At 67.1% G+C, this 17,545-nt stretch carries 15 protein-coding genes; 6 read left to right on the top strand and 9 right to left on the bottom strand.

What is annotated here, in order from left to right:
* Positions 1 to 6 precede the first annotated feature (6 nt).
* From LGR44_RS04450 to crtI, 9 genes are all read right to left on the bottom strand, one after another.
* Positions 7 to 3,357, bottom strand: coding sequence for a DEAD/DEAH box helicase (locus LGR44_RS04450; protein WP_226737672.1), 3,351 nt, complete (start codon positions 3,355 to 3,357; stop codon positions 7 to 9).
* A 74-nt stretch (positions 3,358 to 3,431) separates the two neighbouring features.
* Positions 3,432 to 4,400, bottom strand: a complete 969-nt coding sequence (gene ispH, locus LGR44_RS04445; RefSeq protein ID WP_226737670.1) for a 4-hydroxy-3-methylbut-2-enyl diphosphate reductase — start codon at positions 4,398 to 4,400, stop codon at positions 3,432 to 3,434.
* A complete protein-coding gene (locus LGR44_RS04440; protein WP_226737667.1) occupies positions 4,397 to 5,683 on the bottom strand; it encodes a hydroxysqualene dehydroxylase in 1,287 nt (428 codons plus the stop codon). Before LGR44_RS04440 ends, ispH begins: the two co-directional genes overlap by 4 nt.
* Positions 5,680 to 7,323 (bottom strand): squalene/phytoene synthase family protein, encoded by a 1,644-nt coding sequence (locus tag LGR44_RS04435; RefSeq protein WP_226737665.1) that lies wholly within the window; start codon positions 7,321 to 7,323, stop codon positions 5,680 to 5,682. Before LGR44_RS04435 ends, LGR44_RS04440 begins: the two co-directional genes overlap by 4 nt.
* A gap of 20 nt (positions 7,324 to 7,343) precedes the next feature.
* Entirely contained in the window at positions 7,344 to 8,447 is a 1,104-nt protein-coding gene (locus LGR44_RS04430) for a glycosyltransferase (protein WP_226737943.1), read from the bottom strand.
* Entirely contained in the window at positions 8,447 to 9,187 is a 741-nt protein-coding gene (locus tag LGR44_RS04425; RefSeq protein WP_226737941.1) for a lysophospholipid acyltransferase family protein, read from the bottom strand. Before LGR44_RS04425 ends, LGR44_RS04430 begins: the two co-directional genes overlap by 1 nt.
* Before the next feature lie 95 nt (positions 9,188 to 9,282).
* Positions 9,283 to 10,818, bottom strand: coding sequence for a phytoene desaturase family protein (locus tag LGR44_RS04420; protein ID WP_226737663.1), 1,536 nt, complete (start codon positions 10,816 to 10,818; stop codon positions 9,283 to 9,285).
* The gene (locus tag LGR44_RS04415; protein ID WP_226737661.1) at positions 10,815 to 11,456 is read right to left on the bottom strand and encodes a DUF2141 domain-containing protein; all 642 of its coding nucleotides are present in this window, start codon (positions 11,454 to 11,456) and stop codon (positions 10,815 to 10,817) included. The genes LGR44_RS04420 and LGR44_RS04415 overlap by 4 nt, the downstream gene beginning before the upstream one ends.
* A gap of 10 nt (positions 11,457 to 11,466) precedes the next feature.
* A complete protein-coding gene (gene crtI / locus LGR44_RS04410) occupies positions 11,467 to 13,017 on the bottom strand; it encodes a phytoene desaturase family protein (RefSeq protein ID WP_226737659.1) in 1,551 nt (516 codons plus the stop codon).
* Between the two features lie 374 nt (positions 13,018 to 13,391).
* Here crtI and LGR44_RS04405 point away from each other — a divergent pair, with 374 nt between their 5' ends.
* The 6 genes from LGR44_RS04405 to glf all read left to right on the top strand — a co-directional run bounded on the left by LGR44_RS04405 (position 13,392) and on the right by glf (position 17,474).
* Positions 13,392 to 13,727: a septal ring lytic transglycosylase RlpA family protein gene (locus LGR44_RS04405; RefSeq protein ID WP_226737939.1), complete on the top strand. Its 336-nt coding sequence runs from the start codon at positions 13,392 to 13,394 to the stop codon at positions 13,725 to 13,727.
* A 155-nt stretch (positions 13,728 to 13,882) separates the two neighbouring features.
* Positions 13,883 to 14,149 carry a hypothetical protein gene (locus LGR44_RS04400; protein ID WP_226737657.1) on the top strand — a complete coding sequence of 89 codons (267 nt, stop codon included), beginning with the start codon at positions 13,883 to 13,885 and terminating at the stop codon, positions 14,147 to 14,149.
* Between the two features lie 84 nt (positions 14,150 to 14,233).
* Positions 14,234 to 14,539 (top strand): hypothetical protein, encoded by a 306-nt coding sequence (locus tag LGR44_RS04395; protein ID WP_226737655.1) that lies wholly within the window; start codon positions 14,234 to 14,236, stop codon positions 14,537 to 14,539.
* A gap of 54 nt (positions 14,540 to 14,593) precedes the next feature.
* Positions 14,594 to 14,905 (top strand): polyhydroxyalkanoic acid system family protein, encoded by a 312-nt coding sequence (locus LGR44_RS04390; protein WP_226737653.1) that lies wholly within the window; start codon positions 14,594 to 14,596, stop codon positions 14,903 to 14,905.
* Between the two features lie 396 nt (positions 14,906 to 15,301).
* Positions 15,302 to 16,315: a glycosyltransferase gene (locus LGR44_RS04385; RefSeq protein WP_226737650.1), complete on the top strand. Its 1,014-nt coding sequence runs from the start codon at positions 15,302 to 15,304 to the stop codon at positions 16,313 to 16,315.
* Positions 16,316 to 16,319: 4 nt separating this feature from the next.
* Positions 16,320 to 17,474, top strand: a complete 1,155-nt coding sequence (gene glf / locus LGR44_RS04380; protein WP_226737648.1) for a UDP-galactopyranose mutase — start codon at positions 16,320 to 16,322, stop codon at positions 17,472 to 17,474.
* Positions 17,475 to 17,545: the final 71 nt, after the last annotated feature.

Genomic DNA, 17,545 nt, shown 5'->3' with positions numbered 1-17,545 from the left:
CCTCCGTCAGCGCGGGCGTTCGGCCCTCGCGAGGAAGCGCAGCAGCTTCGTGGCCTGGACGAGCCGCTCCTCCGGCGAGTCGGCGGAACGGGTCCAGACGAGACGGTCGTTGCGCCATTCCAGCGCGCCGTTCGACTTGGCGATGGCGCGATCGATCGTGTTCCGGTCCGCCTTGTCGCCGAAGGTCAGGGCAATCGCCTGGGGTCCGGCATCGATCCGCGCCACCGCACGGTCGCGGCACTGCTCCCGCAGACGGGCCAGTGCGACGAGCCGCTCGACCGCCGCCGGCGGCGGGCCGAACCGGTTCCGGATCTCGTCCTCGAGAGCGTCGACCTCGTCCTCGTCCTCCAGCCGCGCCAGGCGTGCATAGAGGTTGATGCGAACCTCGACCTCGGGGACGTAATCTTCGGGGACATGGCCCGGGGCGTCGATGTTCAGTTCCGGCGGAGCCTCGTCCGCGCCGTTTTCGCCGCGGGCTCCGGCCAGGGCCTTGGACAGGAGATGCTGATAGAGCGACACGCCGATCAGCTTCATGTGCCCTGCCTGATCCTCCCCGAAGAGGTCGCCGGCCCCGCGCTGGTCGAGATCGCGGGCGCTGATCGCGAAGCCCGCGCCCAGACGGTCGAGGCTTTCGAGCGTCTCCAACCGCTTGCGCGTGGAGCGTGCGAGGGGACGGGCCGGATCGGTCAGAAGATAGGCGATGCCCCGCACGCGGCTGCGGCCGACCCGGCCCCTAAGCTGGTGAAGCTGGGCCAGCCCGAACCGGTCCGGGTGCCAGATCAGCATCGTGTTCGCGCAGGGCACGTCGAGCCCGCTTTCGATGATGTTGGTCGCCAGCAGGACGTCCCCCCCTCCGTCTGCGAAGCGGACCATGGCGTCGTCGATCTCCGCAGGCGGCATCCCGCCGTGAATGACGACGGTTTCGAGCTCCGGAACGATCTCCGCCAGCCGTCGCGAGAGAGGTTCGATGTCCTCGATGCGCGGGCACACGAAGAAGCTCTGTCCGCCCCGGCGCTGCTCCCGGAGCAGAGCCTCCCGCACCGTCGTCTCGTCGAACGGAATGAGGAAGGTGCGGATCGGCTGGCGCTGCGAGGGCGGCGTCGCGATGACGCTGAGGTCCTGCAACCCGACGAGGGCCGCCTGCAGGGTGCGCGGGATCGGCGTGGCGGTGAGGGTGAGGAGATGGATGTCCTGCGCGAGGTTCCGAAGCTTCGTCTTCTGGGCGGCGCCGAAACGCTGCTCCTCGTCGATCACCACGAGCCCGAGATCGGCGAAGCGGACGCCTCTGCCCGAAAGCGCATGGGTGCCGACCACGATGCGGATCGTCCCGTCGGCGATCCCTACCTTCACGGCTTTCGCGTCCCCAGGGCTGACGAGGCGCGACAGGTGGCCGACCTTGATGCCGAGGCCCTCGAAGCGCCGCTCGAAGGTCTTCACGTGCTGGCGCACCAGCACCGTGGTGGGAGCGACGACGGCGACCTGCTTGCCGGCCAGCGCCGCGGCGGCGGCGGCGCGCAGGGCGACCTCGGTCTTGCCGAAGCCGACATCGCCGCAGACGAGCCGGTTCATGGGGCATCCCGAGGCGAGATCCGTCAGGATGGCGGCAATCGCGGTGGTCTGGTCCGGCGTTTCCGAGAACGGGAAACGGGCCGCGAAGCGTTCGTAGGAGGCTCGCGGCGGCACGAGTTTCGGCGCCTCCGCCTCGTTGCGCGCCTGGACCGCCGCGATGAGCCGGGCCGCGCTCTCGGCGATTTCCGCCTCCACCTTCGCCCGCCTCTTGGCCCAGGCATCCCCGTCGATCCGGTCGAGAGTGACGGCCTCGGCCGAGGCGCCGTAGCGCCAGACCCGGTCCATCTCGTCGACCGGCACCATCAGGGTCGCCTCGTCGGCGTAGGACAGGCGCAGGAGGTCGGCCGCCGTGCCGTCGGCCAGGACGCTTTCGAGGCCGGTGAGGACGCCGAGCCCGTGATCCCGGTGAACGACCACGTCGCCGAGGCGGAATTCGAGCTCGGTGCCGGCGATGTCGGTGGGGCGGATGACCTGTTCGATAGCGGCACGGGCGCGGCTGCCGATCACGTCGGCCGCGGCGATCGCGACGGTTCCGCTCTCCCTGTCCCGGAAGCCTTGGTCGAGGGGGAGCGCCAGCGCCAGAACGCGTCCGGGCGCCGCCTCCACGGCCGACCAGTCCTTCACGGTCTCGACCGGCGTATCGGCGTCGTCCGCGAGCGCCCTCAGAAGCGGGCGCAGATCCGCTTCGCCCGCGCCCGCCAGAACGACCCTGCGGTCCTGATCGAGCTCGTCCAGCACGAAATCGGCGAAGCGGCGGAACGGTCGCGCGTGGGTGGCGAAGACCGGGGGCGGCGCGAGGTCCGGATCGTCGGGATTTTCGGACAGCCGCGTCACGGAAGCGGCGTCGAGATACGCCGCCCATTCCTGTTCGGTCAGGTACAGGCGGTCGGGGGCGAGGGATCTCCCGCCTTCCGCCCGTTCGGGCCGCAGCTTCGTGCGGCTCTCATGGGCGTCCCGGATCTGTTCCCATGCGGCGGCGATGCGTGCCTCGGCTCCCGCGTCGAGGAACACCGACGCATCTGGAAGAAGCGTCGGCAGATCGTCGAGGCGCTCGAAGAACTCCGCAAGCCGGTGCTCCGAGCCAGGGGCGGGAAAGTCTGCTTCTCCCGCTCCCGTCGCGAAGTGCTCGGAGGCAGGAAGCAGCCGCAGCTCCGGCATCTCGCCCTCGGCGAGCTGGCTCGCGGCATCGAACGGGCGCAGGGCGACGATGCGGCCCTCGTCGTGCTCCACCCGGACCGGGGTTTCCGTGCCGGCCGGGTAGATATCGAGAACCTGTCCGCGCAGGGCCGCTTCCCCAGGCTCGTCCACGCGCTCGTCGAGGATGTAGCCGAGGCGCCGGAGCCCTTCCTCGATGCGCTCGTGCGACAGGTCATCGCCCGGTCTCAGGACGAGCTCTGCCCGGGCAAGCTCGGTTCGGGGAGGGACGCGCTGGAGCACGCCAAGCGGCGTGGTGACGAGAATGGGCGCGGTCTTCCGATCCTCCGCGAGCGCCTTGAGGATGGCGAGGCGGCGGCCCATCACGCGCCGGGATGGCGGGGCGCGGTCGTAGGGAAGGCAGTCCCAGCGCGGAAAGAACATCGTGGGCAGATCGGGCGCGAGGACGGCGAGAACTCTGACGAGATCCGCGGCCCTGCGTTCGCTTGCGGCGACGATCAGCATTCCCGATGGGCTGGTCCGGGCCTGCCGCAGGATCGCGAGGGCGCTCTCGCCCAGTCGTCCTGCGGTTTCGATCGTCCGGAAGGTCGGCGCCGACGAGCGGCTCGCTTGTTTCAGGGTCCGGGGCGCCATGGTCTCTCCGCGTTGCACGGGACAACTCGCGGAGGCTCCTCCTGTTCAACCTCGATAGTGCCGCAGGCGCCGGATCAGGATGCGTTCGCGAGCCACGGCACGATCTGCGAGAGATCGACCGGGGCGAAGCGCGTTCCTTCCTCCGTCACGCGCACCTCCTCCACGATGACGCGCCGCCAGCGGGTGAGCTGAGCCAGGGCTTCCTGCACCAGCTCCTCGGGTGCCGAAGCACCTGCGGTGAGACCGATCACCGCCACCCCGTCGATGAAGGACAGCGTCAGGTCGCGCGGATCCTGAAGGAGGAGGGCAGGCCGGCCCTCGCTCTCCGCAACCTCGCACAGGCGGTTGCTGTTCGACGAGTTGCGCGCGCCGCAGACGATGACGCGCTCCGCCCGCTTGGCGATGACCCGCACGGCCATCTGCCGGTTCTGCGTCGCGTAGCAGATCGTCTTGGTGTCGGGCCCCTGGATGGCGGGGAAGCGGGTCTTGAGGGCCGCGATGATCTCGCGCGTATCGTCCACGGACAGAGTGGTCTGGGTGATGTAGGCGACACGCTCCGCGTCGGCGACCTGCACCGTCAACGCTTCCGCCACCGTGGCCACCACGTGGACCGTGCCGTCGATGCGGCCGAGCGTGCCCTCGACCTCCACATGCTGGCGATGGCCGATGACGATCACCTCGCGCCCGGCCCGCGCATGACGCTGCCCTTCCAGATGGACGCGACGGACGAGCGGACATGTGGCGTCGAGCACCGAGAGATTCCGCCGTGCCGCCTCGCGCTCCACCGCCTCCGGGACCCCGTGGGCGCTGAAGATCGCGACGGCGCCGTCGGGGATGTCGGACAGGTCGTCGACGAAGACGGCGCCCTTTTTCCTGAGATCGTCCACCACGCGTCCGTTATGGACGATCTCGTGCCGGACATAGACGGGCTTGCCCGTTCGGGCGAGCGCATCCTCGACACTCTGGATCGCCCGTTCGACGCCGGCGCAGAACCCGCGCGGCGTCGGCAGCAGGACGGTCAGGGGCGCGTGATCGCCGGTCATGCGGCGTCCTCCACCTTGAGCGAATGGGGAAGCGACGCCGGCAGGCGCGTTCTCCGGGCATGGCCGAGCGCGGCCACCGCCTGCTCGCCGGCCGTGACGGCGCTCTCGATGGTGGCCGGCAGGGAGCCGATCCAGTCGCCCGCCAGGGCGACGTTCGAAAGCGGGAGCAGGGGCGGCTGGGGAAGGGGGCTCGCCGCCTGCCGGATCGTGGCGCGCTTCTCCTTCACGACCCGCGCCTCCGGCTGGCGGTCCGCATCCGCCTCGAGACCGAACACGCGCAGGGTCGGGGCGATCTCCCGCCAGATGAGGGCCGCGACCTCCTGGCCGTCCCGGTCGATCACGGAGGCCGCCGCCGAGACCGTGACGCTCACATGGTCGTCCCGCACCAGCACCCATTGGGCCAGCGTGCCGGTGAAGCCGATGAAGCGCGGCCGGTCGAGGCCGCACAGGCGGTAGTGAATGTTGAGGATCGGCTCGAACCGGTCGGGAACGGGGAGCTCGGGCATGAGCCGTGCGATCTCCCATGGCGGCAGCGCCAGGATCACCTGGTCTTCCGGCCCCAGGGCGACGGTCCGGTCGCTCAGGGCCAGACCGATGGCGCGGTTGTTGTTGGTCAGGACCGCCCGCAGGCGCTGCCCCGTGAGGAGAGGCACGCCACGCTTCGTCAGGGTGCGAAGGGCGGGCTCGACGAGGTCTTCGTTCAGTCCATGGCGCGCGACGAGGAGCCTGCCCGACCCCGGACGAAGCAGGCGCCGGATGGCGCAGCCGAGACGCTGGGAGGAGGCATCCGCCGCCGGTGTGTTGAGCACAGCGACCGTGAGGGGCTCGATCAGGTTCTCGAGGATCGGCCGTTCCCCGATCAGGTCGGCCACGGGCCTGTCCGCCGACGAGAAGGCGAGGCGAAGGAGGCATCCGAGGTCGAAAAGCCCGAGGCCCTCGGGCCGACGCGCCGGGTTCAGCCACGACCAGGGAGAAAGGCCGATGCGCCGCGTCCGCCCGCTTCTCGCGCTGTGGATCGGAAGGCCCCCGGGCTCGGGCTCGATCCAGCGATGCCTGGCCTTGACGGCGTCCAGGAAGGCGAGGGCGCGCCGGTTGGCCGCGAAGAGAACATGGGTGCCGTTGTCGTGGCAGAATCCGGCCCCGGGCTGGATCGTCCTGCAGCGCCCGCCCGCCTGGGGCGCGGCCTCGTACAGAAAGGCTTCTCCGCCTTCCGCCGTCACCGCGAGGGCCGCGCTCAGGCCCGCCAGTCCCGCGCCGACGATATGCGTGCGCCTCGCCATCATGCGGCCCTCATGGCTCGGGTGAAGAGCTGCAGTCTGTCCGTGGCCGTCAGCTGAAGCTTGCCGGTCCGCGTGCCCCAGCCGCGGACCTCGAGACGGTCCAGGATGCGCCGATAGCTTTCCATCATCAGGATCGCCGGCTTGAGGCTGGAGCGGTCGAGCCGTGTGAGGGCCTCGTCCGCTGCCGCGAAGGCCGCTCGCGCATCGGCGGCAAGAGTCTCGCAGACGCGGGCGAAACGCGGATCCGCCACGAGCACGGCAGCCGGCGCATCGGTCATGCCCAGCTGGGCGAGGCGCGAGAGGGGAATGTAGACGCGCTCGCGCGCCGCATCCTCGTCCACGTCGCGCAGGATGTTCACGAGCTGCAGCGTACGCCCGAGCTGTACGGCGAAGTCGTGCGCCCGCGGCGCGCCGAAGATGCGAATCGACAGGGCCCCGACCGAACCGGCGACGCGGCGCGCGTACTGGTCCAGGGCGCGGTCGTCGGCAAGGCGGACCCGGTCGGCGCAATCGGTCTCCATGCCGTCGATGAGCGCATGGCATTCCTCCACCGGCAGCTTGTAGAGGCTCGACGCCCGCGCCAGCTCCCGTCCGATCGGCGTCTGCGGCGCGCGGTGGAGACGGTCGATCTCCCGGCGCCACTCGGCCAGGAAGCGGCGCTTCTCCGAAGCCGGCGCGATGCCGTCCGCAATGTCGTCGACGGCGCGGCAGAAGGCGTAGACCGCATGGATGGCGCGGCGGCGCTCCGGCGACAGGCTCTGCATGCCGAGCCGGAAGGAGGAGCCCGAACGCATCACGGCTGCCGCCGTCACGCGGGGATCCGAATTGGCGAGGCGAGCGCCCGTCCCACCGAACCCGCCGAGGAAGGCCCGGGCGGCGTCGATGCGGCCGATCCGGACCCGGGTGAGAACGGGGTCGTGCTGGCGCAGCCGCCGGCTCAGGCGCTCCGCGAGAATGATCGTCGCGATGCTCTGGGCGCGCAGGCGCCGGTTCTGCAGCCGCTCGGGCAGGGCGCGCGCGCGGTCGATCAGATCGTCGACCCGGTCGAGCATGGCGTCGAGAACGTCCCTGCGCCGGGATGCGCGCGAGGGTTCGAAGAAGGCGGTCTCGCCGCCCGCCCGGTCGAGCCACGCGAGCGGGACATAGATGCGGTTGAGGGTCTCCCGGTCGGCACGGCAATCCTGAAGGTGGTTGAGGATCTGCAGCGCGGTGCAGAGGGCGTCTGCGGGTCCTTGAGCCGCCTCGCATTCCCGGTGCAGCCGCAGGAGGAAGCGCCCGACGGGCTCGGCCGACAAGGTGCAGTAGGATGTGAGCTCCGACCAGTCGAGATAGCGCGCCTTGACCACGTCCTGGCGGAAGGCGCGAAGAAGGCTGCGCGCCTCCGCGATGCCGGTGCCGTAGCGCCCGTCCACCGCGTGCAGGCGCGCCGCTTCGGGACAGGCGGCATCGCCCGAGACCAGGGCCTGTTCGAGAGTCTCGAGCCGGATCAGCTTCTCGGGCGCGGACAAGTCTGGAGCATCGGCGATGTCGTCGGCCATGCGCGCGAAACGGTAGAAGGCCAGCACCGCGCCGCGATGCTCGCGCGAGAGCAAGAGGGAGGCGACCGGGAAGTTCTCGTCCTGCGGGCGCTTCGTGGCTTGCAAGGGAGCCATCTCCATATGCGTTACCCTACGGGATAGAGCCTGCCCTTCCACCCGGCGCGGCGTGCCGATCCGATCCGCAGGAGCACGCTCCATTGGATCGCCAGACCCACCAGGATGGTGAAAGGATGCAGGGGAATGGACAATGGGTTCTCGCGCGTCGCCACGGTCACGATGGCGCGAGTGCCCAAGGACAGGAAGGCCGCCAGCGCGATGGGAACTGAAGGGGCGACGGCGAGAAGCACGAACGGCAGGACATGGCCGCCGAAGAGAAGAACGGTCCAGACCGGCAGGGCCACGGGTGTCGCCATTCCCTCATGGGCATTCTTGGCGAAGCCCGCCCAGGCCTCGCGGAAGCTCTTATACATCCGGCAGGAGGCGAGGCGGTCGCCGGGCAGGAGATCGGTCATGTAGCCCTTCCGGCGGAAGAGGCGGGCGAGCTGGATGCCGTCATGGATGAGGGAGCGGATCGCTTCGTGCCCGCCCGCGGCGCGGTAAGCCTGCGCCTCGACGAGAACGAGCTGGCCGCAGGCCGCGCCGAGGCCGGGATCCCGCGAGAGGCGCATGAATCCCATGGGAAGATAGCCGAGCATCAGGAAGTTGATCGTCGGCACGATCAGCCATTCGCCGAGCGACTTCATGACTTGGCGCGGCACGGCGCTCACCAGCTTCGCATCGGTGGCCTGGGCGTGACCGGCAAGGATCGCGGCCGCGTTGGGCGCAAGGCGCACATCCGCATCCGCGAACAGGAAATGCGTGCCGCGCGCGGCCAGCGCAGCGTGATGGCAGGCATGGACCTTTCCGGTCCAGCCGTCCTCCAGGGGAGGAGCCGTGAGGAGCCGCACGCGCCCGTCGCGCGCCGCATAGGCGCGCACGATCTCGGCGGTGGCATCGGTGGAGCCGTCGTCGATCACGAGGACTTCGACCGGCACTCCGACGCTCGCCAGGGCGCAATCCAAGGCCGGCGCAATGTTCGTCGCCTCGTTGCGCGCCGGAACGATGATCGAGACCAGGGTATCCGCCTGCGGACGATGCCTCGGGGTGCCCTGCAGAACGGCGAGGTTCATGAACGCCAGTACGGCGGGGAAAGCGGCCAGCACCAGCAGGACGAGCCCGAGCGCAATCATCATGGACGGTGCCCCTCGTGCGATGGATCGAATCTGCGTCCGGTCAGGGCCGCCGCCACGCGACGCCAGCCGTCATAGATGCCGCCGATGCCGGAACGGCCTTCGAGGACGATCCGGAATCTGTCCGGATCGCGGCTTTCGACATCGGCGCTCAGACGGTCGAGCGTTTCCGCAAGCGTGCTCTCGAGACGTTCCAGGCGGGCGGTGCGGGGCTGACCGACGAGATCGCGTCCCTGCATCGGCGGCCCGAAAGCGATGAAGGCCTCGGCGCCGCGTTCCGCCCAGAAGGCGTATTCGATGGCGAGCGGCACGATGGTGCAGTCAGGGGCGAGTTCGACGAGGCGCGCCACGCCGGGCCTGAGGCCGAGCGGGCGCTCCCGCACGTCGCTGAAGCGGCCCTGCGCAGTGATCCAGAGCGCGCGTCGATGGGAAGAGAGGATGTCCTTGCTCGCCTTGAGAAAGGCCGCCGCGCCTCGCGGCGTGTCGAGGTCCACGCCGAAGGCTCCGATGCGGCTGAAGACGCCGTATTGCTGCAGCATGGCGGCATCGATGGGCGCGTAGCTCTCGTAGTCGGGGAGGAAACGGTCCGCGGCCAGGATGTAAACCGCCGCGTCCCACCAGGCCGGGTGGTTGGAATAGACGACGACCGGGCCCTGCTGCGGCATCGCAGGACTGCCCCACGAGGCGATCCGCAGCGCGTTCATGTGCTGCGTGAAATAGCGGCGGAAATAGGAGAGCATGAAGCGATGGACGACGGCGGAGCGGCGCGCCACCGGAGAGGCCTCCGCGGGCCGGTTCCGGCTTCGTCTTCCGGCTGCTGGGTCCGCTTCCTGTCTCAAGACACTTTCCGTACGTTCTCGCCTTTCACATCCGCATCGAGCGCGTCGGCGGCGATCCAGCCGGACATCATCACCATGGGCATGCCGGGGCCCGGATGGGCGGCGCCGCCCGCGAGGTAGAGCCCGCTCACCTGCCGGCTTCTGTTGCCGGGCTTGAACGCGCCCATGAACTTGCCGTGGCTCGCCAGGCCGTAGATCGCACCGTTCAGCACCTTGTAGCGGTCGTGGATGTCCTGCGGCGTCAGGTGGCGCTCGACGACGATGCGGCTCTCGATGTCCTCCATGCCGGCGGCGCGTTTCAGCTTGTCGAGAATGACCTGCCGGTAGGCGGGGAACATCTGCGACCAGTCGTGATGGGGGCGCAGGTACGGGGTGTGAACGAGCACGTAGAGCGCCTCGCCACCCTCGGGCGCGACGCTCGGGTCCGTGCCCGAGGGGGCCGCGATGTAGCACGTTGGATCGGGCGCGGGCTCGCCCTTGCGATAGATGAAGTCGAATTCCTCCTCCGGATCGCGGGAGAAGACGAAATCGTGATGGAGCAGATGGTCGTAGCGCCGGTCGAGGCCGAGATAGAGCACGACGCCGGAGCAGGCGGGCTCGAAGTCCTTCTTGGCGTAGTGGACGCCGACCTCGCCGCCCACGAGCTCCTGATAGGTGCGGATCGAGTCCATGTTGGAGATGACCCTGTCATAGGCCACCGCGTCCCCGTTCGCGGTCACGAGGCCCGTCACCGCGCCGTTCTCGATCTGGAGGGATTGCACATCCGTGTCGGGCCGGAAGGTCGCACCCAGTTCGGCGGCGAGCTTCGTCAGGGCCTCGGCCACGGCGCGGGTGCCGCCCATGGGATACCAGACGCCCTCGGCCGCCTGCATATGGGCGATGGCGCACAGAACCGCGGGCGATCCGTAGGGAGACGAGCCCACATATTGCGTGAAATGGTCGAGCATCTGCGCGAGACGGTCGTCCTTCACCTTGGAGCGGATCGTGCCGGCGACGGAGGACCCCATGCGCAGGGACAGGACGTCCCGCAGGGTCGCGGGATTCATGTTGGCGCGGATGTTGATCGTGTCGAACAGGTCCTCCACCGGCTTCCAGAAGAAGAAGCGGTTGGAGATGTGATGGAGGTTCTCGGACAGCTCCTGGAACCTCCGGTAGCCGTCGCCCGCCTTCTTGCCGGGCGCGAAACGGTCCATGGCCTCGGCCATGGCGTCGACGTTCTCCAGCAGGTCGATGCGCGAGCCGTCGTCGAAGAAGCAGCGCCATTGCGGGTCCAGGCGCACGAGGTCGAGATAATCGGAGAGATTGCGTCCGGCCTCGGCGAAGATGCGCTCCAGGACGCGCGGAACGGTGAGGATGGTCGGACCCATATCGAAGCGGAAACCGCCTTCGTGCAGCACCGCCGCCTTGCCGCCAAGCCAGGGATTCTTGTCATAGAGGGTGACCCGGTGTCCGCGCGCGGCCGCCACGCAGGCTGCCGCCAATCCCCCCAAACCGCCGCCGATGACGGCTACCGAAGTCCCCTGACTGCTCACGAATGTCCTCCAAGGAAGGCGTTGGTCCGGCCGTGCCCGCTCGTTCGATCGGTCCCGGAGAATGGGGGCATGCTCCTGACTTCTGGTTCTAGGAAGGGCATGGCCCACTTCAAGGCGAGGCACGGGTCATTGATGGGCGCCGCGGGAGCGCCGCAGGAAAAGCCCGCTCCCATGGGGGCCGGATCGACCCGGGAATGCGACGGAGGAGCGGAAGCGTGGTCCTGCATGGCGCCTCTAGCGAACGGGAACGACCACGGTTGTCGCGGGCTCCCGCACGACGATGCGGGCCGCCTCGAAATCGGGGCGCCCGCGCCGGCCTGCGTCGTTCGAGAAGCCGTAGGGCTCGCCGGCAGGCCGATGAAGCTGCGGTCCAGCTTCGCATTGCCGTTGCGGTCATGGAAAACCGCGATGGCATAGGAGCCGGGCTTCACGTTCCTCACCCGCAGCTCGACCCGCCCCGCCGAGGCGGGGCTGCTGGCCCTGTAGGGACAGGTCGCCTCCTCGAAACTCCTGTCGCAGATGCCGGCATAGATCCTGTTGCCGTCCGGCGTGACGCCCTCCGCACGGATCACGAGGGTCGCCGCCTGCGCGGCGGTGCCGGCCAACACGAGAAGTCCTGCAAGGCCGAGGGACCGCATGGCCGCATCCTCACAGGGTGGCTTCGCCGACAGGGGCGAGCAGGGGCTCCTGGCCGGTGTCGCCGGCGCGGCGGCGCTCCCGGTCCTCCAGCAGCAGTCGCGTGGTGATCCGGGCGCCCTCGTAGATCACCGGCAGGCCGCTGCCCGGGTGGGTGCCGCCTCCGACCAGATAGACATTGCGCCCGAAGCGGTTGTTCGGGCGGAAGTAGAGCATCTGCGTCAGGTTGTGCGCCAGATTGAAGGTGGCGCCCTCGAACACGGCGAACTCGTCCTGCCAGTGGGTCGGGGTCACCATGCGCTCGAAGCGGATGCGGCTTTCGATGTCGCCGAGCCCGAGGCGTTTCAGTCGCTCCAGCACGATCCGCCGGTAACGCGGCGCCTCGCGAGCCCAATCGATGCTGCAGCGCAGGTTGGGCACGGGCACCAGCACGTAGAGGCTGGTGTGCCCCTCGGGGGCGAGCGACGGATCGGTCGCGCCGCCATGCTGCACATAGACCGAGGGCTCCTCGGACAGGGTGCCCTCGGTGATCTCGCGGATGTTGCGCTCGTAGTCGCGCGAAAGCAGGATCGTGTGGTGGGCCAGATCGCCGACGCCGCCCTCGATGCCGAGATAGAGCATGAAGGTCGAGCACGAGAGCTTCGCACGGTCGAGCTTCCTGTCGCGCCAGCGCGGGCGCATCGCTTCCGGCACGAGGCGGCGCATGGCGTGCCCGAAATCGCCGTTCACCACGATGGAGCCCGCCGGGACACGCTCGCCTCCCGCCTCGATCCCGACCGCCTCCCCGTTCTCGTAGAGGATGCGGTCGACCGGCGTGTTCAGGCGAATGTCGACGCCCATCTTGCGGGCGACCGCCGCCATGCCCTCCGACACCGCGCCGCACCCGCCGATAGGGTGATAGACCCCGTGCTCGTATTCCAGGAACGACAGGATCGTGAACAGGCTCGGGCACTGGAACGGCGACATGCCCAGGTATTTGGTCTGGAACGAGAAGGCGAGCCGGACGCGCGGGTCCGAAAAGTAGCGCCGGAGGTCCTTGTCCACGCTGGAGAAGGGACGGAGCTTCGGCAGAGCGGCGATCATCGCCGGGGAAACGAGGTCGGCGGGGCTCGAAAAGGCCTGCTCCAGCACCGGGCGGAAGGCTTCCAGCTTGCCCCGGTTATCCTCCAGGAACCGGCGGACGTTCCTTGCATCCTGCGGGGCGAGGCGGGCGATTTCCTGTTCGAGGCGGGTCAGATCGGCCGTGGCGCGGATCTCGCCGCCGCCCTCGAAGACCAGGTGGTACTGAGGATCGAGGCGCTGCATCGCGACATGATCCTCGAGCCGCTCGCCGCAGGCCTCGAAGATGTCCTTGAGGATGCGCGGATAGAGGAAGAAGGTCGGGCCGATATCGAATTTGTACCCGCCGGGCGCCGTGATCGTGCGGGTGCGGCCTCCTACGGCGGCCTCCCGCTCGAAGATCGTGACCGGGATGCCTTCCTTGGCGAGGAGCATGGCGGCCGCAAGACCACCTGGCCCTGCGCCGACGACGGCGACGCGCGACGATGCGGATGGATTGGACATGAAGCGACGGCCCTCATGCGGCGCGTGGCTCCTGGGCCCGGCCGTCTGACCACAATTAGATCAGCTTCTTCGGACGACCAGATCCTCCTGCTGCAGGAGCAGGCGGGAAAAAATCCCTCGGCATGGAACAAAACGCCCGCGAGGCTATTGAGAATCAAGCTTGGCAGCTAATAAGGCTATATGTAAGATTATCCGGTTGGCAAAAAAGTATAGAATACAAAGGGAAAAACGCCGCGCCATATTCTTGCCTTGTTATGCGTCAGCTTGACTGACAAGCACAATACAAGGGGAGACTATCCTTGAAGAAGATCCTCACCCGTGCATCCTGCGTGATGCCTATTCTTTTCATGGCGGCCTGCAACACAACGGACCCCATGGCAACCGGGTCGATCTCACAGGACAAATTCGAGACAGGAAGGCAACTCCAGCGCGGCGTCGCCTCGTGGTACGGCCCAGGCTTTCACGGCCGACGCACGGCGAGCGGCGAGCGCTTCAATTCCGCCGCCATGACGGCAGCGCACCGGTCGCTGCCTTTCGGGACCAGGCTCCGCGTCGTCAACGAGAAGAACGGCCGCTCCGTGGTCGTCAGGATCAACGACCGGGGACCCTTCGCGGGGCGGCGCATCATCGACCTCGCGAAAGGCCCCGCCCAGGCGCTCGGCCTGACGGCGGCGGGCACCGGATACGTCTCCCTGCACAGGCTCGACTAGGGTTAGGCGGTTCTTAATCCCTTGCGGCGATCCTTGGCCTGATTCGGGACCAGGGGTTGCGTATTATGGAATCGAGATCGTCTGAAGCGACGAATGTCGTTCGCTTTCCGGGAGCGCGTTCGTCGGCTTCGCCGCGCCGCGATCAGAGAAGTCTCATGGATGCGGTCTACACCGCCGGATCCCTGCCCATCGCGGCGGACGACCGTGCCACCAAGGTCATGGCGACCCGGCTGACGATCTTCGGATTCGTAGTCATCGACGAGGTCCAGGCCGACGGCACCACCCGGCGACTCCGTCCGTCGGAGGCCATCCACGCCTCGACGGAGCGCCCCTGGCGCATTTCCAAGCTCACCAGCCGCTACATGGTGGACGACAGCCTCCCGGCGTCCGACCGGGACCTCTTCGCCGCCCAGCAGGCCTGAGACCCTCGCCTTCGCCGCAATCGGCCCTAGAACATCCTTCGCCTGCCGGTTCGTGTTCGGCAGGCGAAGCTCAGGGTCCCGGCGATGCATCTGGTTCAACTCCTCCTGCCCCTCGCGGACAACGACGGCCGCCGCTTCGACGGCGCCGCCTATGGGCGCGTGCGCGCCGAGCTGGCGGAGCGGTTCGGCGGCATCACGAGCTTCACCCGGGCGCCGGCGGAAGGCGTCTGGAAGGAGGGCGGCCACACGTCCCACGACGATATCGTCGTTTTCGAGGTCATGGCGCGCGAGCTCGATCATTCCTGGTGGGAGGACTACAGGGCCGAGCTCGAGCGGCGGTTCGACCAGGAAACCATCGTCGTACGGGCCCTCAAGGTCGAGATGCTCTAGCGAGGAACCGGGACGGCATCGCTTCGCTTGTCATCGCAAGAACGGAGAAGCCTGATGTCGAAACCTCTCGTCGTGTCCATTCCCCACAATCTCGGCAAAGCGGAAGCCATGCGACGCCTGCAGGGAGGCCTGACGCGCCTCAAGTCGCAGTTCGGGGACAAGGTCGCCTCCGTGGAGGAAACGTGGAGCGGGGACCGCATGGACTTTCGCGTCGGCGCCATGGGGCAGTCGATCAATGGTCATCTTCAGGTTTTCGAAGAACAGGTGAAGGTTGAAGTCCAATTGCCGTGGCTTTTGGCTATGGTTGCTGAAAAAGCGAAGAACTTCATCCAGAAACAAGGCACGTTGATGCTGGAAAAGAAGTGATCGACTCTGTTCTTGTGAACAGATGCTCACAAGACCGCGCGCAGATGGAACCAAATTGCATCCTCTGCGTTAGATAGTCGATTGCGACCGCGACCCTTCGCCGGTCCGATTCACAAAACTAGCCACATTCATCGCCGCGGACCGTATTTTCTGTCCGATCGTGACAACACATCTGTACCTGAGGATCGCGCTATGCATGAGCGTTTGATAACGCAGTCGCATGCCCTTCGTTCGCCTTTTAAGGCCGAGTCAAAAAAGCCTCTCCTCGTTTGCTTCTCTCACCTTCGCTGGGATTTCGTCTGGCAACGCCCGCAACATCTCCTCAGCCGTGCAGCAAATCACTACGACGTCCTCATCATCGAGGAGCCAGTCTTCAAGCCCGGGATCACCTCCCACATGGACATCAGCGACCGGCCGCAGGGCGTGACCGTCGCCGTGCCGATGCTGCCTGAAGGGCTGTCCCCCGAGGATGTGATCGCCGAACAGCACGATCTGATCGAAGCCCTGATCGGGCGCGAATCCAGCGCTCTGCGCGTGTTCTGGTACTATACGCCCATGGCGATCGCATTCACGAGCGACCTCGAATGCGACCTGTGCATCTACGACAACATGGACGAGCTTTCGCTGTTCCGCGGCGCTTCGCAGGAACTCCTCGATCTGGAGAACGACCTGTTCACCCGCGCCGATCTCGTGTTCACCGGCGGCATGAGCCTGTACGAGGCCAAGCGCAACCGGCACCGCAGCGTCCACGCCTTTCCGTCCTCCATCGACTTCAATCATTTCTCCAAGGCGCGCGGCGTCAAGCAGGATCCAAGCGATCAGGCGCATATTCCCTATCCGCGCCTCGGCTTCTTCGGCGTCATCGACGAGCGCATGGACATCGATCTCGTGGATCAGGTCGCCGCCCTGCGCCCCGATTGGCAGTTCGTGATGATCGGCCCGGTGGTGAAGATCGATCCCGCCACTCTGCCCAAACGGCCCAATATTCACTGGCTCGGCGGCAAGTCCTACAACGAGCTGCCGCAGTACCTGTCCGGCTGGAGCATCGGCTTCATGCCGTTCGCCCTCAACGAGGCGACGAAGTTCATCAGCCCGACGAAGACGCCTGAATTCCTGGCCGCCGGCGTGCCCGTCGTCTCGACCGCGATCACGGACGTGGTGCGGCCTTACGGCGAGAAGGGTCTCGTCGAGATCGCCAGGAGCGCTCAGGAGGCCGTGGAGAAGGTCGAGACGATCCTGAACCGGCCGAAGGAGGCGTGGCTCGCCAAGGTCGACCGCCATCTCGCGTCCGGCTCCTGGGACAAGACCTGGGCTTCCATGCACAAGCTGATGCTGGACGTGACCGGCGATGCGATCACGGATCGCCCCGCTTCCTCGCTTCCGATTTATGCCACCACGCCTGCGGAGTAAGCGAATGTACGATTGGCTGATTGTCGGTGCCGGCTTCGCGGGCAGCGTTCTTGCCGAACGCCTTGCGAACGAGCGCAACGAGCGCGTTCTCCTGATCGACAGGCGCCCCCATATCGGCGGCAATGCCTACGATTGCTACGACGATGACGGGCTTCTGATCCATCGTTATGGTCCGCACATCTTCCACACCAATTCGAAGCAGATCTTCGATTACCTGTCCCGCTTCACCGAATGGCGCTTCTACGAGCACCGGGTGCTGGCGGAGGTGGACGGAATGCTCGTGCCGATTCCGATCAACCTCGACACGGTCAACAAGCTCTACAACCTCAACCTGACCTCTGAGCAGTTGCAGGACTGGTTCGCCCAGCGGGCCGAGAAGGTGGACGAGATCAGGACGTCCGAGGACGTGGTGGTCTCCACGGTCGGCCGCGAATTGTACGAGAAGTTCTTCCGCGGCTATACCCGCAAGCAGTGGGGCCTCGATCCGTCGGAGCTCGACAAGTCGGTGACGTCCCGCGTTCCGACCCGCACCAACAGGGACGATCGCTATTTCGGCGACGAGTTCCAGTTCATGCCGAAGCACGGCTACACGCGCATGTTCGAGAAGATGGTGAGTCATCCGAACATCAACGTGATGACGCAGACGGACTACGAGGACGTGAAGAACGTCGTTCCGCATCGCCGCGTCATCTATACGGGCCCGATCGACGAGTACTTCGATTTCCGGTTCGGGAAGCTGCCTTATCGCTCGCTGCGCTTCGAGCACGTGACGCTCGACAAGGCATGGCACCAGCCCGTGGGCGTGGTGAACTATCCGCAGACGAACGATTACACCCGGATCACGGAGTACAAGCACCTGACGGGCCAGGAGCACACGAAGACCGCCCTGACCTACGAATACCCTTCCGCCGAAGGCGACCCCTACTACCCGATTCCGAAGCCGGAAAACCAGGAGCTCTTCAAGAAATACGAGCGCCTCGCCCTGGCAACGCCGGACGTGTGGTTCGTCGGCCGTCTCGCGACCTATCGCTACTACAACATGGACCAGATCGTCGGGCAGGCCCTCGCCACGTTCCGGCGCATCAACGAGGCTCTTCCAGTCAGCGCCGATACGGCTGATGTCAAAGTCATGACCGCTTCGGCGGCGCTGGCGTCATAGTCGAAACGTCATCGAACAAATCCGCGCTAAGTATGTTGTAAGTCGCACTTTGTAATAGCTCGGAGATGGAT

The sequence above is a fragment of the Microvirga lenta genome, from assembly GCF_020532555.1.
Lineage (GTDB): Bacteria > Pseudomonadota > Alphaproteobacteria > Rhizobiales > Beijerinckiaceae > Microvirga > Microvirga lenta.
This window is presented reverse-complemented; position numbering and strand designations above follow the sequence as displayed.